A 22,566-nucleotide genomic window follows, 5' to 3' on the forward strand; every position below is an offset into this window, starting at 1 on the left:
AAACACTAGTGGTACGGACGCAAATGGGACAGGATTATGGCCCATCCCCAAAAAGACCTGTCTGCATTGGTGCTTTAGCTTTTGGCTGTGATTGTGATTCACTTTTCATACGATGCTTTAACGCTTTGCGCCGCTTTTCGTAAATCCATCTTCTAAGGTTGGTCAACAATCCTTTTTCATATTCGGACAGTTCTTTGGGGGCTATTTCGGCCATTACCTCTTGTTGATCTGCGCCCTTAAAGCGATGGGCATATTGCGCACCTGCCCAGGTATAGATGTTCACCCATTCGGATGGCAGGGGCGATTCAAAGGTCCGCGGCATCATATAGGCTATCATTTCCGGTATGGAGGCCATCATTTCCCCTTTATTAAGGCATAACAAGCGTGCAATGGGAATATGGGAAAGAAGATCTTTGGGGATGGTGTCCTGCCACGCTGAAGGAAAAACGATAGTTGGTGCGGTTAGACAGTCCATAAAATCGAAGACAAAATCAGCGGTCTTTTTATGGGTGTCCGCGGGATTCTTTTGGGGAACGACGGGAATTACATCAAATCCAAAATCGAGTTGCAGTACTTCAGGCTTTTTCATAAGGGTAGGTTTTTGGTGAAACAATATTTGGGCAAGCCAAAAACCCAAGACAAAATTTTGTCCCAAATTTTCAAGCGAAAAATTGGGGGAGACCTTTAAGGGGGACCGATTTTTTGTGCGGATAAATTTGAAAGCAAAGATTTTGTGGGTTTACCTTGCCCGATATATTGGGGAAGCATGGTACGCTACAATTCATTGCACAAAAAAAACTCAAAAACATATATGGTTTTCTCCAAGAATCCTGTATTTTTGTATCCAAATGGATACACTTGAATGTACTTTATTGAGAAAACTACCGAATTCGATAGATGGCTGAAAAAATTGAAGGATTTACAGGCCAGGGCAAAGATTCTCTTTAGGATTCAAAGGATCGAGACCGATGGACACTTTGGGGACACCAAATCGGTCGGGGATGGAATAAAGGAACTGCGGATACATTTTGCCAAAGGGTACCGGGTTTACTTTGTGGAAAGGGGAGGCAAGATAATTTTGCTGTTGGTCGGTGGCGACAAGGCGACCCAACAAAGGGACATCAAAAAGGCCAAGGAAATCTGGAAACGATTAAAGAAATAGAAACATGGAAACTACAAAATTTGACATAGCGGACTATTTGGACAGCAAGGAAATGATTGCGGAATACCTCAATACGGTTCTTGAAGAGGGGGACAATTCGGACGTTATTACCGCCATCGGGCATGTGGCTAAGGCCATAGGAATGACAAAGATATCCGAAGAGACGGGCCTCAGCAGGACCAGTCTCTACAAAGCCCTTTCGGATGGTGCAAAGCCACAGTTCTCCACCATCATAAAGGTATTGCGGGCGATTGGCGGACAAGTACGGATTGACCCCATGTCGGTATAAAATTTACCATGTCTCTACAGTAATATTACCTGAACAGACTTTCTTGGTCCCAAAAATACCGGAGGTTGATTTTTTAACCGCACGGGTACTTTGCTCTCAATCAACCACTTCACAACGAGTTTTGATTAGATATTAACATTTGCACCATGCGCTGGCGTAAAAAAGTATCTTAGTGTTTGCAATTCGAATATGTAATCAAATAATGGTGCTGAAATGAACCAAAACCAATCCATCAACAAGCCCCAACCCATAGCAAAGGCCTTTGTCAGCTGCAGTCTTCGAAAAGAGGATGAGCCTTTTGTCGAATTTGTGGAAAAAATCCTTCAGCATTTTGGAATCCAGCCCATGGGCACTGTGGGACGCCACTCCATAGCTCCTGTGCCCATTGTGGAACAGATGAAGAACAATATTCCCCTTTCAGATTTTTTGGTGGTAGCGGCGACACCAAGATATGTGCAGAGGGATATGGCGAATAGTTCGAAATCCCTGTTCGGGCTTTCCGAAATGGTGCACGTCGAGGCAGGAATGGCCTATATGTCGGGGAAACCTGTAGTTGTATTTGTAAAGGAAGGCACCGATGTCGGGAGTTTCCTGCCCAAGGTTACCCAGTACATCACTTTGGACGGCACCAATAAAAATGTTAGGGAACAATGGACCCAGATTGGGGGATTGTTGGCCAATGCCGTGGAGCGGGTAAAAAAGTTCAAAGAGGCGGAAGACCAAAAATCCTTTTGGAGAATGGTTAGGAACGGGTTGGCCATCGTAGGGGGAATCAAGGTTTTGGACTACATGACAAGAGAAGAGGAGGACTAAATTTTCAATGTGGTGCGAATCGAATGGCAAATGGTATCAACAACGGAAAATTCTTTGAGGAACAAGCTAAATTGTTCTTTACTAGGATTTTTGAACGTTTGGGATACGCCATATTGAAGGTGCGTCCGCAGAAGAGCGGAACCCAGGACGGGTTTGATATCCAATTTATGGTTTCTGAAGGTCTATTGGTTCGCAACATTTATGTGGAGTGCAAAGATTACAAGACCGACCCGGATTTTGGTCATATCTATGCGAAACTCCACGATTTGGAAACCTCTGGCTATTTTCTGAGCAAGAACGACATCGCAATATTCATAAGCCCAAGGTCCAATTTTGGGAACCATAGAAATCCAGAAAAATCAGAGCGCACCTTTAATCGGAATAAGTATCCCTTTAAAATATGTCTCTTTGAAAAGGCCCACGGCATCGATAGGCTCTTTGCATTGGAACCTGAAATCTATGAAGCCGTATACGGACAACCCTTGTCATTTGAAATTGATGAGGAAAAAGAACTGGATAGGTTCAAAACACTCCTTCTATATAAGACCAAAGAAGAGGTTATTATTGCTACCGGAAGTAGGAAATCCAGATTTATTACCAATCTGACCAGGGAAAGCAATTATATACAAAGGGGGGTCACCCTAATCCAAGATCCCGAGACAGACGACAGGCACTTGTTCAACATTCTTAATAAAGAGGCGGCACTATTTGGCATAAAGGATGTTTTGCAAAATATATTGAAAGATGCGGTTTGTTCTGGATTGGTATTGTTGGGCAATCCAGGGATGGGAAAGTCCATTGAACTTCAAGAACTGGCCATAGATTTTTGGGAACAGCGGCAGCAACACCAGTGGGTCCCATTTTACAGGTCCGTTAAAAATTTTGGAAAACAAGACACCCTTGAGGATTTCTTGCCGCCTGACTGGAAGGAAATCCCACAACTTTTGATAATTCTGGACGGTTTGGATGAGATTTCATATGGACAAGAGTTTCGTACCATGATTGAGAATTTTATCCAAAACCATGATTTGCAAAGTACGGTCAAATTTGTCATAAGCTGCCGGACCAACATCTATGAATCAAGTATTCGTGATATCACCAATTTCCGTTGCTGTACCCTGAACAGTCTGGCCTTCCAGCCAGCGTTGGATTATCTTTTCATCAAATACCAAATGCCGGCAGAAAAAAGTTATTACAATGAAATTGCCAAGGCGCAAAAGGAATTTTTTGAAAACCCCTACTATCTCAACCTTTTGGGTGAATATTATAAAGAGGAACAAAAATTACCCAGCAACAAGGCAGAGTTGATGGAGCGTTACGTTGCCAAACGGCTGCGCGATGATGAACGAACCAAAGGTAGGACACAGGATTTCGATACAGGGCAAGTACTACGTGCCTGCAAGAAGGTAGCTTTTACACTGGAGGCTATGCAAACCCGAAAGATTTCGGGAGAGCAACTGAATATGTTGTTGCTAGAAGTGAAGACCATGTTCATAACCTGCGGATTCGTAAAGAAGGTCTATAACGAGGATTATTGGGAGTTTGAGCACCGTAATCTACAAGAATTTTTTGTGGCCAAGGCCCTTTATAATTTTGAAGCTGATAAAATAATCGAGTTCATTGCCTTGGATGATGCCCGACCCAAGACCCATCCATCTTGGCTGAATTCTATTTCCTATTTGCTCAATCTTTTGGACGCCACCTCGGAAAAGATGCAAAAGCTGGTCCAATGGCTTTTGAACAACGATGCCACCGTCCTCTTCAAGGCTGATCGCTCCAGGATAAGCGATTCGATCCGAAGAGATGTTTTCCAAGGATATTTCAACAAACGTTGTAAGGAACAGACCCTATGGTTCCGAAAGTACGACCAAGAAACCAAGGAAATCGTAAGGTTTGCGGATTCCACTGTAAACAGGGGATACTTGATGGAGGAACTTAAGGATGAGCAAAACCATAGACGTACCCGCATTTCGGCCATGTCCCTGCTATCGCAGATGGACACTGCATTGATGGAGGAAGAGTTCAAGGAGGTATTGCTGGGTTGTTTACAGGATCCTTTGGAAAAAGTGGATATGCATTTTAAGGCTGAAATTTTGCACACTATCCACGAGCAGGGTTTCTATAACTCCGCGGATTATCTTGCCAAGTTGGTAGCCTCTGTTTCCTACATCGACCATGAGCGTATCACCAGTGCACTCCTTCAATTGATTGTGGAAACGGATACGGATGATAATTTGAACTACCTAAAGTCCATTGCCCCTTTGGTGGGAGGAACAAAACCGCGGAAGCATCAAACAAAGGATAAATACTCTACTGGGGAAAAGCGCTATTTCATCATGGCCTTATTGAACCTTCTGAAACCCAAAAATCAAGTGTTTGCACTGCAAGTGTTTTTTGAGCACAAGGATACATTACGATGGGAGCGGAAAGATTTGACAAATCTGATTGACAATATGGCCCAAAACTACATTACTGAAAATGAGTTGTATGGATATACCGTGACATGGTTGATCAGTGCCTTGGAGAATAGGCGAATGACTTTTAGAAATGAGGAGTATGTAGTTACATTTTTTAAAAAGACCGGAACGGTGGACAAGGCCTTTAAAGACATCTATGAATCATCACTTGAGTTGGAAAACAAGCGTTACTTTTTGACCCATTTGGCTACTGATGCTACTTTGCCCATACTGATAAAGGACTTTCAAGACGGAACCATTGAAGAAAATGAACTGTATGTTTTTAGAAATGTTCTGGGAAGGGTGGATGTAGATCTTGCCCAAAGATTTGAACAACTGGTTTTAGGGGAGACCGATTATCGCTTGAAAGAAGATTTTATCGATGTGGAAATCAGGAAACAATGGCAGGAATACCATAAAACCAAAGAGCAAAGCTCTTTTGATCTGTTGTTTGATGCAGACAAATTAAAAAAGTTGGCTGGGGAATATTTTGCCTTGGCCGGAAAAGCCGAGTTGGGATGGGACGATATGCAGGATAACAAAGAGGAATTCTGGAATGATTTGGATTTGCAAAGGAAGTTCTTGCCATCGTTTCAGGAAATCGTCCATGACACCAAACGGGAGCAGGATGGGGCCATTACCCTTACCGATGTAAAACGGAATATAGATAATGACCTGTATCGCCTGTTCAAAATAAAGGGGGAGCTTACCAGCCAATCGAAAAAGGATATTGTGGAGCGACCCGAACATATTGCAAACATAAAGTCGTGGTGCTTGGAGAATGAGAAAAATGGGGACTTCAAGAATGCCCTGCAACAGTTCCAATCCAGAAATTATCTTATTTGCGAGATGTTATGGTTCTTTGGTAGAAGGTACGGTGTCACCTATCAGGAGTCCACATATTTTGATATGCTCTGGATTGACTATCATTTGGAAAAAGGTGGTGTGGGGGGATATGACTACATATTGGAACAGGTAAGAACCGAAAAGGTCAAAATCAGAATCGTTGAAAATCTACGTGAGGGTGTGGAGGAACTCATCATTTTTGACAATCATGCGGAATTTGCCCTGTCCCATGGCCTTAAAGAGGTATATCCATTGATAGCGGAATATTTGACAGATACTGGATTGAACCGCTATCGCCATTGGAAGTTATTGGAGTCCTATATCGAAACCACGGGGGATGTCAAGTTGCTGAAGCAAATTCTTGAAAATGAAGCCCCTGTTGAGGATGACAACAGCCTGTACTGGGATGCTACTGTCCACTTGATCAATTTGGGCCAGAAAGATTTCGTTATTGAGAAGATTATGGAGGTACTTCAGAAAAACAAGGGGGGGATGGAAGAGTTGACCGTTATTAAACATTTGGTCAGGGCAGGGCACCCGAAGGCCCTAAAGTTTTTTAACGAATGGCTCAAGGAGGGCAACAGATATGACCGTAAGGAACACCGGTTTTTTAGTACTGTGGATTTTAGCAAGTTCTATTCTCCAGGCGCCATTGATGATATATTGGAATTGATAGAGATGTCGGTTTCAAAAGAAATAAAGGGGAATGATTACTTCGATCCCATTCGAACCGTATATGAAATCCTGAAATCCTTTTATGAAAAGGCGGACCAAAACGATTTCACAAAATTTCTTTCAGGTTTGGAAAATTGCAAGCACCGATTGTCACAGAAACCGGGACTGGATATGTATTACATCCACGATATCATCAACGAGGCATGGGATGCCTATTTCAAAATGCGCTCAAAACCGTTGGCCTTTGCTGAAATAGCGGGAAGAATCGATGCAGCCAAATATGAGATTTAGCACTTATTGTAAAAGTACCTAGTCTTTTTCCTTGAATCTCCTGGAGTTCCCTATGGCATACCCGATCACGGAACCCAATAACGTACCAAGTGTTGATTCTGAAATTTTATCGACCCAAGCTAAGAGAACAATTGCAAAAAGTATCAAAAACACTATAAATGAATCCTTGAAGAATCTTTTGTGCCAAAAGGATAAATTGTCCGTACTGAATGTCTTTTTGGCTTCCCATTCCTCTTTTTTGCCTTGGTTATAGGAGGTAATTATTTTTTCAAGGTTGGTATCTTTCAGAAACTCTTTCAACACTTCCACCAATTCCTTGTTGGACGAGTTTTCCTCATTTTCAGGGTTGTTTTCTTCTGCCATGATTTAAAGTTTAGTCAAACCAAGATAAGAAAGTGCAAATGAAAACCGGAAACGTTCAACTTAACATTAAAAATGAATAATTGCCATTAATTCGAAATCTGCAGGTAGTTTCTTTGAAATATGGCCAAGGATGTCCATCGGGAGATGGAGAAAATCAATGTCCTAGAAAGGGTGGAGTTTTATAAACTTAACTATTGATAACTCTATCATAAAAGCTTTTGGTCACTAATTGCAACCTTTCCTTTTGACTTAAGTTCTTATTACTTGCAGTGAATCAGCTACTTTTATATCAAATAAATCATCAGCCCGTAGATATTCAACCCGGGAACGTTGTGTAAACTGATAAAATTGATAAATTGAAATTAAGGCAAATTTTTAGATGGCAATTTTACAAATACTACTATCATAAGATTAGGAGAGAAAAACCCCTGGACTATATTTTTTTTGATGCCAAGGTCTTCTTAATGTTGTTAGCAATATTTCTAGTCGGGCTTTTTACGCTCTTTCCCTATAGTTTAAAACTAGAAATACCCACGATTCAAAGTCAAATCTACATTCTAGAATCAATTTTGCGAATAGTAAGTATTTTCATTGGTATTTCGTTTTCTTTTATCATACTGTCTTTCAATATTTTCTACAAGTACTTTGGCCGTTATGCTTTTTTGGATTTTTTCAAGATAAGGAGTGCCAAGGTCTGCTTGACCCTATTAGTTACAACAATACTATTATTGATTTATACGATTTCATTTCTCAAAGAAACAAGCAATCCAATAGCCTACACAAACTTTCTTTTCATCTTTTCAATAGTTCTTTCAGTAGTAAGTTTTTTTTCAATATTTCCTTTTTTCATTAAGCTCTTAAGAAACTCTCAAAATCGGAAACATATATCCAAACTATTTGATAAAATCGGCGGGGAAGATTATGTAATAAACAATTTCCTATCACGGGTAAAAGGCGATAAAGCGTCCTTCTACCATAAGGACCCGATTAACTTAATAAATGAAATTGGTCTTTCGTCAATCAAAGAATTTGACAACAACACCTTTGAATTAATAAATGAAAAAATTTTGTCCTTTTTCAAGGACAGTGTTTCTGAACAACTTGAAAAGGATGAGCACATTGACCTCATCGGACTTTACCATAATTTCATGGACCTATTATCTGACTTCTATGAATTATCACTTAAAGAGAGGAACGAGAAATTTTCAAAAACAATTGTCAATACAAGATTTTCAATTGAATACGAGGTCTTGGAAAATTCAGACAACAAAATTTTTAGCGAGTTTAATGATTTTAAAGATGAATACAGGCACTGGCAATTAAATTTTGATGTGGAGAAATTCTTTAAAAAAGCTGTTCAATACAACGAAGATGAAATATGCGAACTGTTGATTAACAATTACATCTCTTTCGCTGGTAAGTCTATTGTTAAACTTTATCCAAAAGGACTTGAGTATTCTAAAAATAAACACTTTGAAGTAATTTTCGGGTTAGGTGCGACATTCGAGCCCTTAAAGATGTTCGCAAAATTGGCCGATATACTGTTCGCCAATGAAAGGTATTCATTGGGCCATCTGGTTTTTAACGCATTCCAGAGCATGGAGTATAAAATATTTGAGCTTAATACTACAAGCAATACAAAATGTGTGATATTCAGTGTACTGCATAATTATAAAAGAGATATTTATGAGCGATATTTAGATTCCCCTAATTCAGATTATATAGGCTATGCTGATTTTCCGTTCAAAAATGGCGCACATATCAGAGAGAAGGTAAAGTGCAATTCAATTTATCTGGGATTACTAGAAATTGTTGATTTACTTTTCTCAAAAAACAAGTTGAATAATGTTGTTCTTAACATTGTCAAGGCAGAAATGTTTCTCATGGCTGGAAAGAAGGATTTTAATAATATCCTTTTGGATAGAACAATAGAAAAACTAAAAAAGCTATCCAAGCAGATTTCTAAAAATGATTCCGATTACAAAAAAGACCTGTACTTAAAATTGGAAAAGTATTTAAGCTATATTCAAGAAAGCTTAAAAGCCAATAAAGCCCCAAAAGAGCTAATTGAAAAAGTTGAAAAAACATTGAATACTTTCAATCACAACGAAAGATTCCAGAAAGAACTTGATAAAAAAGGTTTTGTTTCAGATGAAAGAATAACTTAAAAGGGGCGGACCCCAGCGGAGATTAACTTTTTGACGGTATACAAAACCAATGAAGAATGTCTGACATTTCAAGAATATTTTATATGCCAATTCAAGCTACAACCATGGCATTCGCTTCATCCAGCACTTCGTTAGTAAAGCTTTTCAAATAAATTTCAGTTGTTTTCAAGGATTTATGTCCAAGCCCTTCGCTGATAACATCTGTTGAGATGCCAAGATTTCGGGCTATGGTAGCCCAGGAATGGCGCATATGATAAGTGGTAAGCGTTGCATTGATTCCGGCATCCTTACCAATGATTTTAAGTTTTTTGTTGACCAAATCCCTATCCTTCATATAATACTTGTAGTTTTCGGTAGAACCGTTGTATCCAATGGGGAAAACAAAGTCGTCCTCTTTTTTACCTGCAGTATAGTGAGATAATATTTCAAGAGCCTCCGGCGTAAGTTGTACGGATAGGGGGTCATCCGTTTTACTACGTCCATAGAAAACTCGATTTTGGATAATATCCCTTATGCGTAACTTCGCGAGATCAATCAAGTTCATGCCCCTGCAATTGAACATGAACAACAGGTAATTTAAGGTGTGCCAGATGGTAGTATTTTCAGGATATTTGAGTTTTCGTAAACTATCGATGTCCGACTTGGAGAGTGCCCTTTTTTTGGTCCGGGCAGTAGCGGGTATCTTATAAAACTTGAAGGCGTTTTTTGTTGGTACAAAGACCTCCTCAGAAATAGCGCTATTGTAAAGGGCTCGAATTGCCCTTAAATAGGAACTGATGGTATTGGTGGCAATGCCCTTGGACCGATATTCAACTTCAAACTCCTTTAAAAAAGTGACGGTAATGTCATGTAGCGTTAAATCCTTTCCACCATTGAATTTGATTAGTGCTGTTACTCCTTGTTCATACCACTTTGCCGTTCCTGGCTTGTTCACCTTATTTTTTCTTTGAATGATTACGTTTGACCACTCCTGCAAGGAGATGTCATTGGTCAATTCCCTCTGGAGGTTCGTGTTGAGTTTTTTGTTCCACACTTTTTTAATGTTTTCTACCAGCAGTTTAACTGGAATATCATGTACAGTCGTTCCTAACTCGTGGATGAGTTTTTTTGCAGAATTATATTTGTCATACAATTCTAGATTCGCTTTAACACAATCGAATCCCGAATTGTCCGGGTGGTTTTCTTTCAGTTGCATTCTCTTATCATCCCAGCCAGCTTTCGAGGTACGAAATGGTAAGCGTATACGTTTCCCTTGTTTATTATGCACACTAAGTACAACGGGATATAATCCTGTCTTTTTGTTTTGGGAGTGTTTTCTTGTATCTAGGAGGAGACTTATTCTGGCCATTGTTAGTAATTTGTAGTATGTGAAGATAACAATTTAAAACGTATGCCTAAAGTAGTTTGTGCCAGATATGTGCCAGAAAATGGATAAATATAGACGAGTTTAATTCAGTTTATTTAGTTTTTAAAATAGTTAAATAATTGTATTTCAATTAAATATGAATTAATCTAGTTGCACTTAGAATTACTTCTAAGCAGACGGTCGAAGGTTCGAATCCTTCCGCGATCACGCATAAACACTGGCTTCTTAGCTTTTTAAGCTTTGAAGCCTTTTTTATTTGCAAACTTTTTGCAAGCAACCTCTTTTTTTAACATTTCCTTAACAAAATCAAGTGATTTTTAAGCTAAAAATCTAACTCCAATGCTCCTTAGTATAAGTGAGCATTTCTTTTGCTGTTAAAGCAATTGCGCTAGCGCTTCTTCTTATATAAAACTCGTCTTGTTTGCCTTTTTGGTTTAAAAATACTGGCTCGGGTGCTTTTTTCTTAATACAGATTTTTGCCACAGCATTTTCTCCGATATTTTCAATTTCAATATTAACCAAACTATTAAAATGATTTCCTAAGAATTTGGCTAACAAATTATCAAAGTGTTTTAAAAAGGCATCTTTTTTGTCATCGTCTTTAAACGTTGGGAAATCGGTAGTATTTATTCCAATGATGTTGAAATTATCTTCCACACCTATTAACAAAATGCCACCATTTGTATTTAAAAAAGCTGCTATGTTTTTAAATGCGGAATGCTCAATATGTGCCATTGGTTTTTTTTCTCTTAAGCAATAACGCAAGGATGATTTAAACTCTATCTCTTTTGTTTCTCCATTGTTTATAATTTCTTGGACAGATTTATCACATAAAGAATCTTGCTTTCTACTCACAAATAGTTGCTCCTCTTTTAAAATTCTTTCAAAATCATCACAAAGCTGATTTGTAATCCCTTTTGTTTCTTTGATAAAAAACTCTCCTAATTCTTTTCGATTCCGATTAATAAACTTTCTGAAAATCTTATAGAAATCATCGTAAATTTCTTCTGTACCAAAAGCTGAGCCTTCATCTAAAATTTTAGCGATGACTCTTTTCCCTTTTGGATCTTCTTTTACGAAATCAAATAACTTAGAGATTTTATTTTCAAAATCTTCAATTAATTTTTCAATTTCTGCTTCTTCTTGATTACGCTTTTCAATTACAGCCAATATGTGAAACTTGTATTGCTTACCAGCACCATAAGTTTCAGATTCTTCGTTTACTTTAGATTTCTTTTGAACAGTTATATACTCTATTGGTGCAATGATTCCCGTTTTATTATCGTAGTAAACTTCTACGTCATCAAGAATTTCATCTGGCTTGTGTATGGTATTATATATAGTGTTGTACTTTCTCCAAAAAGCTAGAAAATATTCATAGGTATACTGTTCATCTAAATCTATTACGAATTCAATAAGATTAAGTATTTGGAAATATTTACCTACTTTACGTTTTAGTTTTTTTGCCTCGTCAGATTGCTTGTGTATATAATTTGTAAAGGCATCTGTAATTTCCTGAACTATAGTTATATCTTTTTCATCTTCACTTTCGGTATTATAATCTATAAACGTTTCATAATAGGTCTCAAAAAGTATATGTCCTTGCATTTCTGAAAAATGAGATTTTAATACCTTCTCATCCTCCAACGGATTGAAATCACTCACCACAACATTGCTAAAATGCTCAAAGGCTTCTTGAATATTCTTTACGTTGATGTTTTTATAAGAGAAATCAACAATTTTACAATCGTTTTTATATTTCGTTTTTCTATTAACTCTTGATATCGTTTGTATAGCGTTTATTCCTCTAATTTCTTTGTCAAGAAAAAGCGTGTGTAATTTAGGCTCGTCAAAACCAGTTTGTAGTTTATCGACAACTATTATTAAACCATTTTTTTTAATAGCGAAGCTTTGTAAAACTTTAGCTTCCGTAAGTCCGCCATTTAATGTAGATGAAGCGGGATGGCTTTGCCCATCACTACTATATACAATGTAAACAGGTGCATCCTTAAAACGTTCATATTTAGATTCTTTTACGATATTCTTATAATACGAATCGACATGTTTTTTATACTTAATTGCAGAACTTATTGAAGACACCGCTAGCATAGTTTTAGCATACCCTCTAATATTATGGTAAACACTACTCACCAATCTTTCTACTATAAATTTAGAGATTGCTTCAATACGATTTTCATTTGCATATACCTTTTGTTTACGTATTCTGTACTTTCTTCCATATTCGTCCGTTCCTGTTTCTGTATTATCTGGAATGGCCTCATAACCCATATCTCCTTCAAAACCTTCCAAATCGCTATCAGGCAATTCAAAATACATTTTTGATGATACTGGTACAATGCCTTTAATTGGATTTAAGATATAACCGTCATCAATAGCATTTCGCATGGTATAGCTATCAAATGGAATCCAAATTTTTTCAGCTTCTGCGTACGTGTTGTATTCACCAAATCTAGCTAGAGTATGATCGCTTGGTGTTGCGGTGAAACCAATAATTAAGTTCTTCTTTTTGGTGGTTTCATTATTGAAGCTGCTTTGCAATTCATCAAATAAACTAACCATTTCTAAATTTTGTGTACCACTATTAGAGCGATGTATTTCGTCTATTAAAAAGACTACGCGCATGTCACTTAACTTGCCTAACGTATCTTTATCCAACACATCGCGTATAGTGCCAAACTTTTGCAGGTTTACTACAACAACTCTAGTTTTAGATTCTAAAGCTTCTAGGAACGTTTTTTTATTATTGGCCTCTATGAACATTTTCTTATGAATGTTCATATTATGCATTTTGGTATCTAATTGGTCTCGTAGCTGTACGCGGTCAACCACTAACAATATTTTATCATAAACAAAGGCTTTATCCTTGCGTAGGTCTTTTAATTGTAGTGCGGTCCAACCAATAATATTACTTTTACCAAAACCTGCTGCATACTGCAACAGTAGCGAATACACATTTTTATTGTTTTGGTATTTGTTGCGTTTATCTACTAATTCTCGAATTTGAAGTTCACCCAACCCTTTATCTGCGAGTTCCTTTTTTAATTTATTTAAAAAGTAGTCAGGCTCATTTTCGTGCTCTAAAAACTCGCTGATTTTGCCAACAATTTTATCAGTGCCGAATTTTTGTTTTGGTCTCGGGCTAATGAGTTTGCCATCATTATGCTTATATTCCTTTTGTTTGCTTCCTTCTTTTTTAATTAATTCGCGCTCAATAAAGTTGTAATAGAGAATTTCTTTCTCTATCATTTCCTTACTGTAATGTGCCCGAAAAATTTCTTCAAATTTTTGTTGGCGCGTAGCGTTTACATTTTTTAATGGATAACTTTTAAAGTTTTTAGAAATGGCTACTTGGTATTTATCATAATCATAAACACCGAACGTTTTTATGTCATCAAAATGTTGACTTATATTCCTAATGATATAGGTTTCGTTAACATCAGTTGATGTGATGTGAATGGCTTTTTCGAATATTTTTAAAAATTCCTTTTTTATGGTTTGTGAGGTATCATTACCATCTGCTAATTCTAGATAAGTGGTTACTGCTTTATGATAATCTTTGGCGACTTTATTAACACCATTTTTACGAGCATTTTGACTGTTCCAATTAGATTTTAACTCACTATAGCCTAAAAAGATTCCATTAAGAAAGAAGGTGATATCTGGACGAAAGGAAAATACAATTTTGCCATTGTGTTTGTATGTATAGGGTAACTCTTGAACAACAGAAAAAATATTTTCTTCGAAGAATTTATTTTCACCACTAACAGAACCACTAGGATAAAATAAATGCAGTTTATACCCTTTAAATGTAACAGAGCGGTTATTGTTAATGAATATTGCCATATTCATTGACGATTTTATCTTCTCGTTAAGAAAATCCATAAACTCCTTCATTAACGCTTTTTCGTTATTGGCAAATTTGGTTCGTAGTAGTTTACGGTAGTTATCTTTGTTTAATGATGTTTCGCTTATAAACTCTTTTAAATCTTCTACTACAAAAAATTTAGGCGAAACCGTATTAGCTTTTACTTCTTTGTATCCTAAACCATCAGTATTATTGGTAATAAAGTGGATAACATATTTATCTTGTAAATCTAATTCGTTCATAAGTGTTAAGCAGTTACTTTAATTTTACCAATAACCACATCGTTTATTAGGGTTTTACGAAGCTCTGTAAAAGTGGCTATTTGGGTTTCTATATTTTTAACAATAGCATCTATTTGTTGTGTTTTGACATCGAGATAGTTGGCTATTTCTTCTTGTTCTTTAATTGAATTAGGAATGCAAATTTCAAAATCATTAATCTTATCCATCTTCAAATTAATTCTAGTAAATCCTTTCCCCCGAACTAACATTTTCTCTCTGTAAGCTGATGATAACAATAACCAATTGAGATATTTAGGAACAATCTTTTTAGAGGTGATTCTAAAACCTTTACAAAAGCTATTCAAATATGTTTCAGAATCTAAATCTTGAATCAGCAGTGCAGACTTGCCGATATCTTCATATCCTTCTGAACTCATTAAGAAGAATAAATCATTTTTTCTAATCTTATTTTGGGATTCATTTTCCTCAACTATCACTAAGCCCAAAGCATTTTTATCTATATAAGTATTAGATGCTACATTTGTAAAGGGTAAATATGTTTTACTTTTTCCATTGTTTTCTTGTTCAAAATCTTTCCCACTTTTACCTGATAAACCACTATATAATATTCCAACATCTTTCATTCGTATCGTTTCCCAATGCTCTGGAATATTACTAATCCAATCAATATTACTTTGTTTAAATCTCACATTAGGGTTTAAACCTTTGGCTATAGCTTGATTTATTAGCGATTTTCTTAATTCTTTATAGACTTCTATTTTTTGTTGTAATAAGCTTACTTTTTCATCTATGGCTTGGGTTTTCTGATCTAGATAATTGACGATTTGGGTTTGCTCTATTTTTGAAGAAGGTAAGGGTATTACATAATTATCAATATCGTTCGGAGCAATATGAGGCACCATAGGATCAGTTTTTGATATTGTAATCCAATAGAGAAAATTCTTTGATGCAATAGTGTAGAATAAAAAATTTGACAATAAATTACCTCTTGTTCTTAATCTTGTAACTCTTTGTAATAAGAGAATTGGTAAATCTTCATGGCGTACTTTACAATAATTTTTACCAACTTTGGAACCATCCATTTGAATTAAAATATCTCCTTCGAATAATAAATACTTTTTGAGATAAGGCTCATACTTGTTCCAAAATACTGTGTTCTTCCAGTCAAACACTCCTTCCTTTACATTAATACCTCTTGCTAGTTTTATTCCTTTGTCAGAATACTCATTACTCTTGAAAGGATAACCTGTAAGTGAATTTGTAACAGATTTCAATCTTGTAATCTTCCAGTTTTTAGGAATTTTTTTTAAATAACCTATTTCAGTTTCTTTATACCCTTTGTATTCACTTATCATAGCTGTAAACTTTTTTCAAGTTTTACCAATTGATTTTCTAAATCGTTTAACTCTGCAACGATAGTTGTTACATCACGGAGTTGCTCAGGTTTATAAAATATTTTATTAAAGTTAAGCTCTATACCTACAACATTATCAACATAAACAAAAGGTTTACTAATGTACTTTTCCATAAAGTCAGCAATACGTTTACCGTTTTCATTTTCGCTAGGCGAAAATGGTATAATCTCGTAATCTTTTTGGTAATCGGGTTCTAATTGGGCGGTAATAACAATTTGTGCTTCCTTTGTTTTAGTCGCTTTTTTATAGCTACTTTTTATTACTATTTTACCACAACCTAAAGCTGTTTGTTTACCATTAATAGTTTGTATTATAGTTTCGGCGTCTTTGTCGTAGGTATAACTTTCGCTTTCAGTTGTAACAGTAAGTTTATGTTCTTTGTAGTACAAATTGGCGAGTAAGGGCTTTATATAATTATCATTATATTCTTTTAGTGTGTTGTATTTATCCGAGTTAAATGTTGTAACGACAAAATCTGTTAGCTCAATTGTGTTGTTTTCATCGTCTATTTGCGTGATTTTTATGGGTTCTAGTTTGGTAAATTTAGCTTTTACCGTGTCCCCTTGCCTATTTATTTTAGTTGGTAAATGTGCTTCATACGATTTTCCATTTTCATCAAGGTTAGTTAGAATAATCGCTTGTTTGTTATAGTAAAAATGCCATTTATCGAATACTCTGGTAAATCCGTTGTCCTCAAAATTGGTAAGTGTATCGACTATAATTTTACGCTGTTCGGGACGCATTTCATTACGCTTTTTACCCTTACTTTTCTTTAACTGAGTGTAATGTGCATCGGCATTTATCATTATAATTTTATCCCTGCGCTCTTTAGGTTTGTTTTTGTTGAATACCCATAAATAGGTGTAGATACCTGTGTTAAAAAATTCATCTTTAGGCAATTGTATGATGGCTTCTACGTAATCGTTATCGAAAAAGTACTTTCTAATAGTACTTTCACCACTGCCTGCATCTCCACTAAATAAGGTTGAACCATTATGTACTACAATAGCCAAACCTTTATCATCAAGTTGAGATAAAATATGTTGCGTAAATAAAAATTGTCCGTCAGAAACTGAAGGTAAAGCTACAAATCGATCGGTTTCATCAGTTTCAATATCTTTTTTAAATCCTTTCCAGTCCACACCATATGGTGGATTGGCAACAATAATATTAAACTGTTTATCGCTAAATTTTTGTCCTGTCAAAGAGTTACCATATTCAATAATCGAATCTTCCCTAAATCTACTTTCTATTTTGGCGAGTGCGTATAAGGTATCATTCCAGTCCTCACCAAATGTTTTAATTGGTCTGCTGTATCTTTGGTTGATTTTATCTTCTACACCAAATAGCATATTTCCTCCGCCACATGTTGGGTCATAAATGGTTAAAAACTTGCCATTATCTTTAATTTTCGAAAGGATGATTTCAGAAATTAAGGATATTACATCATCGGGCGTATACTGTTCTCCAGCAGTTTCAGCGGAAATATCTGCCCATTTGCGTTTTATGTGTTCTTCAAGCGTTGTGATTTCTGAATTGTTGAAATCGACTAAATCTATCTCACTCCAAGATTTTACAGTAGAAAAAAGGATTTTCTTTTTCTTTAAAAGCCCACTAATACCAGAAATGTCAAGAAACTTAACTTCGTCATTCCCTTTGTCCACTCCTAACAAGTACTTAGTTTGTGCATCAAAAGCCTTTAGATAGTTATGATAATCTATTTCAAAAGTTTTATCATTCTCACAAATGTCAGATAGCTTTTTGTTTTTACGAATAATAAAATCGTTATAGCCTAGTCCGTTTTGTTCAAATTCATCAATAAAATCTTCTAAGGCTTCTTTATCTAATTCAGAAACGGAATCCACTCCAAAATCTTTTACTAAGCTGTTGGCTTCTCGTATAAGTCTACTTTCAACCATTAACAATGCGAAAAAAGGCATCATGTATTTTGGGAAATCACTCTGTTTTATACCTGCACCAATTAATAAGTCGGCTTTTTGCCAAATTTTTGGAACGTATTGTAATATATTTTCGTTGGTCATTCTATTTTTAATTCTTTAAAATCTCGAATAATTTCACATTCAAAAACAAGTTTTCTACTCCCACTTTTTGAGATTTTAAAACTCCAATTTTTTCTAGTTCTTGTAAATATTCGGCTGCTGTTTGTCTTTTGGCTATATTGTTATCTACTAAAAATTTAACCTTTGCATAGGGCTGTACAAATAGTAATTCTATTAATTCTTTGGAATAAACCCTACTTGGCAAATTTGCTTTAGCATATCTTACGGTTTCATCCATCAATTCATTAATGGTATTTATCTTTTGCAAGGTGTATTTAGCAGTATCCTCAACACCTTTAAGCATAAATAATATCCAAGCTTCCCAATCATTATTCTCGGTAACACTTCTTATTTTTTGATAGTACTCATTTTTATTCTCGATTATGTACTTACTTAGGTATAAAATAGGTGTGTCTAATAACTGCTTATCTACCAAGTATAAAATATTTAACACCCTTCCTGTTCTGCCGTTACCATCAAAAAAAGGATGTATCGCTTCAAATTGATAATGCATTACAGCTAGTTTTACTAAATCGTCAATACCCTTATCATCATGTATAAAGTTTTCTAAATTGTATAATAACTCTCTTATTAATTGTTCGCCTTCGGGTGGTGTATAAATAACTTCATTTGCGCTCATAATCCTCGTGCCAGGCGTATTTCTAATACCTGCATTATTTTCTTTAATTGTTTGTACAATTTTAATAATGGTATTTGTAGAAAGCGGACGTTCTTTTAACGAATTAAAGCCATCCCAAAGAGCCTGACGATACCTAAGTACTTCTTTCGTTTGTACATCCGTTGCGCTAATATTTGAGGAAAATGCTTTATACAAACTATCTTGAGTGGTTACAATATTCTCTATTTCTGAACTGTCTTTCGCTTCTTGTAGTGTAATAGCATTTACCAGCATTGACTGATTTGGAATTTCGTCTGCTCTACCTTTAAGTTCAGCCAAAACCTTATTTGCGGTTATTGCCTGTTTTAATATAGCTTTTGTTTCTATATCTATTGTTGGCGGTAATACGGGTAAACTGTTATAAGCTTGCTCTTTATTGTACATGGCTTCGACAAATGAATGTATATATGTCGATGATTTCGACATAAGCCAAATATATGTCGAAATTTTAAATATACATCGACATTTGTTAAAAAGAAATTACCTATGAATGTAACTGGTTGGATATCAATAAACGTTTTTAAAGTAATGGATTCAGAGGTAGGTGTAGCGTAGAGAATCCGTTACTTTAAAAATGAAACAAACGAGCCTTAGGCGAGTGCGTTAGAAAAACAAAGAGGCTAAATCTTAAAAAACTCAGTCTTAAGATCTTCAAATTCTTCTTTTGAAATATCTAAGTGATAATATCCCTTTCCAAAGGTTTTATCAACATATACAACCTTTCTCAATATATTTTCAAATTTTCTTTTTAAAGCTTTCAATTCTTCTTTGGTGTAGTATATTTCATTAGAATATTTACTTCGTAGTTTTTCAGTTTCTAATCTTGATGCTTCTATTTCTTCTTGTGAACGTTCAATATAAACAGGTTCTGGCTTCTCTATTCCCTCAAATAGTCTCTCTAACATCTCTCTTGTAGGTATGAGCTGCGTTTGCTCCATATTTTTTAATAGAGCTATTATATAATCCAACCGTCTATTTATAGCAATCGTAGAAGCAAAAATAGGATGGGTCATAGTATCATAAGGAGATAAACCAGTGTCCTTAAAAAAGGCAATCATATATTCTAATGTTTCAGAATAATTTGGGCCAGTTTTTATTGAGTATTCCTTAAATTCTTCAAGTGTCTTTCTCCGTAGTCGAATTGTATTAAAATCATCCATATTTTATGTAATTGTTACAATGAATCCTTGATTTTAAAGGCTTTATTTTCATTTTTGCGTAAAAGCTTCAAAAACAAGAAATCAAAAATTGAGTTTATTTAATTGATTTTCAATTAAATATGTAATAAGCAACATCGCGTAGCGTGTTGCCCTCTTGCTTTTCAAAACTCGTTCACAAAGTGAACCAATTTTAAAAACATTATTTCGTTACCGAAATTAGAAATTACTCACCCTTTCATGATAGTTGTCTAACATGGTTGTGGGTAGTGATTTTAAATAGATTTGGGTAGTATCTAACTTACTATGTCCTAACATGGCAGAAATAGCCATAACAGGAATATTCTTAAGTAAAGCTTGTGTAGCAAAAGTGTGTCTAGAAACATAGGTAGTCAGCTTTTCTTCAATGCCACATAATTTTGCTATTTCTTTTAAACCTGCATTATATCTTTTACGTTCCCATGCAATTTCCCGTTCTTGAATTTCTAAAGAACTCCTCTTAATAATTGGGAATATATAATCTTGTTGAGATTTCCCATCTGTGTAAATACTAAGAATTTCTTTAAGAGTATCTGTAATTTTAATATCAAATAACTTACCTGTCTTTTTTCTTCTGAATTTTAACCTACTATCAACTATGTTTTCAAGTTTGAGGTAAGCCATATCTGTAAAATTCATTCCATATAATAAGTATGAACAGATGAAATAGTTCCGATACCTAAACAAAGTGGTGTCTTTAGGAAGCTCTAAATCTACAATGCGTTTTATGTATTTAAAGTCTATTGCTCTTTTTTTAGTAGGTGTTTGTCGTATGGTATAATTAAAAAATGGATAGGCTTCCCTGTCTATAAGCCCTTCTTTTATTCCTTTATTAAAAATAGCTCTGTACGATCTTAGATATGATGACAAACTGTTTAGACTATTACCCTTACTTAAATGATATTTTTCAAACTTTAGAATAAATGAATAGTTAAACTCATTAAATTTTAAATCTCGTCCATTCATAAATGTTCTTAGGATGCTTAAAGAACCTTTATAGCTTCTTGCTGTACCATATCTGTGTGATTTCTTCAAGTCTTCCACTAAAGAATAACCGTAACCTATAAATGAAACATACTTATGGTTTTTTACAATTCGGTTTTTAACATCATCAATAGACATGTAATGAAGCTTTTTTTCATCGTACAGTTTATTTATAATGTCGTTTGCCTTTGTTTTTTCTTTTAGTAGTAAATTATTTAATCTATGTACTGAATCTGCGTTTGGATAATTTTTTGTAATTTCAGTTTTTCTGGAGTTCCAGTATTTTTTGGGCACAGAAAATCCAGTAGAAATTGATGTAGTTTTTCGGAAGTGAGTAAGGCGTAAAATTATTGGAAAACTACCATCTTTTTTCTTTCTTCGAGTATCTAAAACGAGGCTCAAAAACGTCTTCATACTCTCGAAGTTAAGAAAAAAATTTGCAAACAATTTGCAACATTTTATTTGATTCCAAATAAATAGATTTGAAACCAAATTTTATTAAAACACTATTTTACAGGTAATTAAATAGGTGTTTTTAAATTTTTACTTCATGTCTAAAAAGGGCTTCTAAGCAGACGGTCGAAGGTTCGAATCCTTCCGCGATCACAGCTAAAAAAACCTTGGTTCTACTGAGGTTTTTTCTTTTTTATCAAATTTTAAGGGATTGGGTTTTGGGCAATGGATTGAGCAAGCATTAATAAATATTTTTTGTTCCAGTAAAGTTTTCCCTAAATTCTTTTGGGGTGCAGCCTTGTTTCTTTTTAAAGACCCTGTTGAAGTTAGAAATATTGTTAAATCCGCATTGAAAGCATATTTCTGAGATGCCATCGTTGGTTTCTATCAATTTTCTTATGGCATATCCCAATCTTAAATCGTTCACAAATTCAGTGAACGTTTTTCCTGTTCGCTGCTTAATTAATCTGCTAAAGGAAATAACGGTCATATTTACTTCTGATGCTGCTGTTTCTATCTTGATTTTTTGAGCATAATTACCCTTTATGTAGTTGTAGACCTTTTCAATTCGTTTGCTGTTATGAAAATCGTTTTGGTTTTCGAACGAGATTGTGGTCAATAGTTTTTTGTTTCTGGAGATGGCAAGATCATACAGTAGTGATTGGAAATCAAGAAAGTTGTCAAAACCACTTTTCTGACTAATAAGGGCAAGTTTTTCCTCAACGTTCTTTGCAGTGTCATATGAAAAAAGAATACCGTGGTTAGCTTGTCTGAACAAATCCTTTATAGGTTTGAAAATGTTTTTGTTCAACATTTGATCATCAAACAAATATCTGGGGAATTGGATGGTTATTTCATGTAAGGTCTCAGATGGGTCATTTTTATAGTCTTCCCAAGCATGGTGCATATTTGGACCTACCATTACTAATTCGTAATCCTCTATTTCTCCGATATGGTCACCTACAACTCTTCTGGCTCCTTTTGCATTTCGTATAAAATTAATTTCAAATTCTGGATGAAAGTGTATTGGAAAGTCAAAATTGTTTCGCTTCCGGTCAAATACTAAAAAGCAATCGTTTTCCTTTAAAGGGGTGATTTCTCGATGTGTTTTCATCTGTTTTGTATAGTATAATGATATAAAAGTACATATAAATATTCGTTAAGATATATCAGGGTATAAAAAAATGAGAATATAAGTTTAGGTTAAAATATTAATAAACAG

At 35.3% G+C, this 22,566-nt stretch carries 15 protein-coding genes; 5 read left to right on the forward strand and 10 right to left on the reverse strand.

Annotation, left to right across the window (positions count from 1 at the left end):
• Positions 1 to 34: 34 nt before the first annotated feature.
• Entirely contained in the window at positions 35 to 589 is a 555-nt protein-coding gene (locus tag CRO15_RS06715; protein ID WP_133067219.1) for a hypothetical protein, read from the reverse strand.
• Positions 590 to 862: 273 nt separating this feature from the next.
• Here CRO15_RS06715 and CRO15_RS06720 point away from each other — a divergent pair, with 273 nt between their 5' ends.
• From CRO15_RS06720 to CRO15_RS06735, 4 genes are all read left to right on the forward strand, one after another.
• Positions 863 to 1,162, forward strand: a complete 300-nt coding sequence (locus CRO15_RS06720) for a type II toxin-antitoxin system RelE/ParE family toxin (protein ID WP_097045047.1) — start codon at positions 863 to 865, stop codon at positions 1,160 to 1,162.
• A 4-nt stretch (positions 1,163 to 1,166) separates the two neighbouring features.
• On the forward strand, positions 1,167 to 1,451 hold the full coding sequence (locus tag CRO15_RS06725) for an addiction module antidote protein (protein ID WP_097045048.1): 285 nt from the start codon (positions 1,167 to 1,169) through the stop codon (positions 1,449 to 1,451).
• Positions 1,452 to 1,664: 213 nt separating this feature from the next.
• Complete coding sequence (locus tag CRO15_RS06730; RefSeq protein WP_097045049.1) at positions 1,665 to 2,264, forward strand: hypothetical protein; 600 nt, start codon at positions 1,665 to 1,667, stop codon at positions 2,262 to 2,264.
• Between the two features lie 23 nt (positions 2,265 to 2,287).
• The gene (locus CRO15_RS06735; protein ID WP_097045050.1) at positions 2,288 to 6,532 is read left to right on the forward strand and encodes an NACHT domain-containing protein; all 4,245 of its coding nucleotides are present in this window, start codon (positions 2,288 to 2,290) and stop codon (positions 6,530 to 6,532) included.
• An 18-nt stretch (positions 6,533 to 6,550) separates the two neighbouring features.
• Here the strand turns inward: CRO15_RS06735 and CRO15_RS06740 are convergent, their stop codons facing one another.
• Entirely contained in the window at positions 6,551 to 6,895 is a 345-nt protein-coding gene (locus CRO15_RS06740) for a hypothetical protein (RefSeq protein ID WP_097045051.1), read from the reverse strand.
• 1,067 nt (positions 6,896 to 7,962) lie between these two features.
• Between CRO15_RS06740 and CRO15_RS19655 the strand changes: the two genes are divergently transcribed.
• Positions 7,963 to 9,063 carry a hypothetical protein gene (locus tag CRO15_RS19655; RefSeq protein WP_133067220.1) on the forward strand — a complete coding sequence of 367 codons (1,101 nt, stop codon included), beginning with the start codon at positions 7,963 to 7,965 and terminating at the stop codon, positions 9,061 to 9,063.
• A gap of 91 nt (positions 9,064 to 9,154) precedes the next feature.
• Here the strand turns inward: CRO15_RS19655 and CRO15_RS06750 are convergent, their stop codons facing one another.
• The 8 genes from CRO15_RS06750 to CRO15_RS06785 all read right to left on the reverse strand — a co-directional run bounded on the left by CRO15_RS06750 (position 9,155) and on the right by CRO15_RS06785 (position 22,458).
• Positions 9,155 to 10,411 (reverse strand): tyrosine-type recombinase/integrase, encoded by a 1,257-nt coding sequence (locus tag CRO15_RS06750; RefSeq protein ID WP_097045053.1) that lies wholly within the window; start codon positions 10,409 to 10,411, stop codon positions 9,155 to 9,157.
• Between the two features lie 348 nt (positions 10,412 to 10,759).
• The gene (locus tag CRO15_RS06755; RefSeq protein ID WP_097045054.1) at positions 10,760 to 14,557 is read right to left on the reverse strand and encodes a DEAD/DEAH box helicase family protein; all 3,798 of its coding nucleotides are present in this window, start codon (positions 14,555 to 14,557) and stop codon (positions 10,760 to 10,762) included.
• 5 nt (positions 14,558 to 14,562) lie between these two features.
• Positions 14,563 to 15,912 carry a restriction endonuclease subunit S gene (locus CRO15_RS06760; RefSeq protein ID WP_097045055.1) on the reverse strand — a complete coding sequence of 450 codons (1,350 nt, stop codon included), beginning with the start codon at positions 15,910 to 15,912 and terminating at the stop codon, positions 14,563 to 14,565.
• On the reverse strand, positions 15,909 to 18,014 hold the full coding sequence (locus tag CRO15_RS06765; RefSeq protein ID WP_097045056.1) for an HsdM family class I SAM-dependent methyltransferase: 2,106 nt from the start codon (positions 18,012 to 18,014) through the stop codon (positions 15,909 to 15,911). The genes CRO15_RS06760 and CRO15_RS06765 overlap by 4 nt, the downstream gene beginning before the upstream one ends.
• Positions 18,015 to 18,021: 7 nt before the next feature.
• Positions 18,022 to 19,095, reverse strand: coding sequence for a Fic family protein (locus CRO15_RS06770; RefSeq protein WP_097045603.1), 1,074 nt, complete (start codon positions 19,093 to 19,095; stop codon positions 18,022 to 18,024).
• 236 nt (positions 19,096 to 19,331) lie between these two features.
• The gene (locus CRO15_RS06775; RefSeq protein WP_097045057.1) at positions 19,332 to 19,871 is read right to left on the reverse strand and encodes a BfmA/BtgA family mobilization protein; all 540 of its coding nucleotides are present in this window, start codon (positions 19,869 to 19,871) and stop codon (positions 19,332 to 19,334) included.
• Positions 19,872 to 20,087: 216 nt separating this feature from the next.
• On the reverse strand, positions 20,088 to 21,305 hold the full coding sequence (locus CRO15_RS06780) for a site-specific integrase (RefSeq protein ID WP_097045058.1): 1,218 nt from the start codon (positions 21,303 to 21,305) through the stop codon (positions 20,088 to 20,090).
• Between the two features lie 280 nt (positions 21,306 to 21,585).
• On the reverse strand, positions 21,586 to 22,458 hold the full coding sequence (locus CRO15_RS06785) for an AraC family transcriptional regulator (protein ID WP_097045059.1): 873 nt from the start codon (positions 22,456 to 22,458) through the stop codon (positions 21,586 to 21,588).
• Positions 22,459 to 22,566: the final 108 nt, after the last annotated feature.

The sequence above is a fragment of the Flagellimonas pacifica genome (assembly GCF_900215465.1).
Lineage (GTDB): Bacteria > Bacteroidota > Bacteroidia > Flavobacteriales > Flavobacteriaceae > Flagellimonas > Flagellimonas pacifica.

Excerpts from the sequence above, each read along its gene's own strand:
- CRO15_RS06715 (WP_133067219.1), bottom strand. The coding sequence starts at position 589 with ATGAAAAAGCCTGAAGTACTGCAACTCGATTTTGGATTTGATGTAATT.
- CRO15_RS06720 (WP_097045047.1), top strand. The coding sequence starts at position 863 with ATGTACTTTATTGAGAAAACTACCGAATTCGATAGATGGCTGAAAAAA.
- CRO15_RS06725 (WP_097045048.1), top strand. The coding sequence starts at position 1,167 with ATGGAAACTACAAAATTTGACATAGCGGACTATTTGGACAGCAAGGAA.
- CRO15_RS06730 (WP_097045049.1), top strand. The coding sequence starts at position 1,665 with ATGAACCAAAACCAATCCATCAACAAGCCCCAACCCATAGCAAAGGCC.
- CRO15_RS06735 (WP_097045050.1), top strand. The coding sequence starts at position 2,288 with ATGGCAAATGGTATCAACAACGGAAAATTCTTTGAGGAACAAGCTAAA.
- CRO15_RS06740 (WP_097045051.1), bottom strand. The coding sequence starts at position 6,895 with ATGGCAGAAGAAAACAACCCTGAAAATGAGGAAAACTCGTCCAACAAG.
- CRO15_RS06750 (WP_097045053.1), bottom strand. The coding sequence starts at position 10,411 with ATGGCCAGAATAAGTCTCCTCCTAGATACAAGAAAACACTCCCAAAAC.
- CRO15_RS06755 (WP_097045054.1), bottom strand. The coding sequence starts at position 14,557 with ATGAACGAATTAGATTTACAAGATAAATATGTTATCCACTTTATTACC.
- CRO15_RS06760 (WP_097045055.1), bottom strand. The coding sequence starts at position 15,912 with ATGATAAGTGAATACAAAGGGTATAAAGAAACTGAAATAGGTTATTTA.
- CRO15_RS06765 (WP_097045056.1), bottom strand. The coding sequence starts at position 18,014 with ATGACCAACGAAAATATATTACAATACGTTCCAAAAATTTGGCAAAAA.
- CRO15_RS06770 (WP_097045603.1), bottom strand. The coding sequence starts at position 19,095 with ATGTACAATAAAGAGCAAGCTTATAACAGTTTACCCGTATTACCGCCA.
- CRO15_RS06775 (WP_097045057.1), bottom strand. The coding sequence starts at position 19,871 with ATGGATGATTTTAATACAATTCGACTACGGAGAAAGACACTTGAAGAA.
- CRO15_RS06780 (WP_097045058.1), bottom strand. The coding sequence starts at position 21,305 with ATGAAGACGTTTTTGAGCCTCGTTTTAGATACTCGAAGAAAGAAAAAA.
- CRO15_RS06785 (WP_097045059.1), bottom strand. The coding sequence starts at position 22,458 with ATGAAAACACATCGAGAAATCACCCCTTTAAAGGAAAACGATTGCTTT.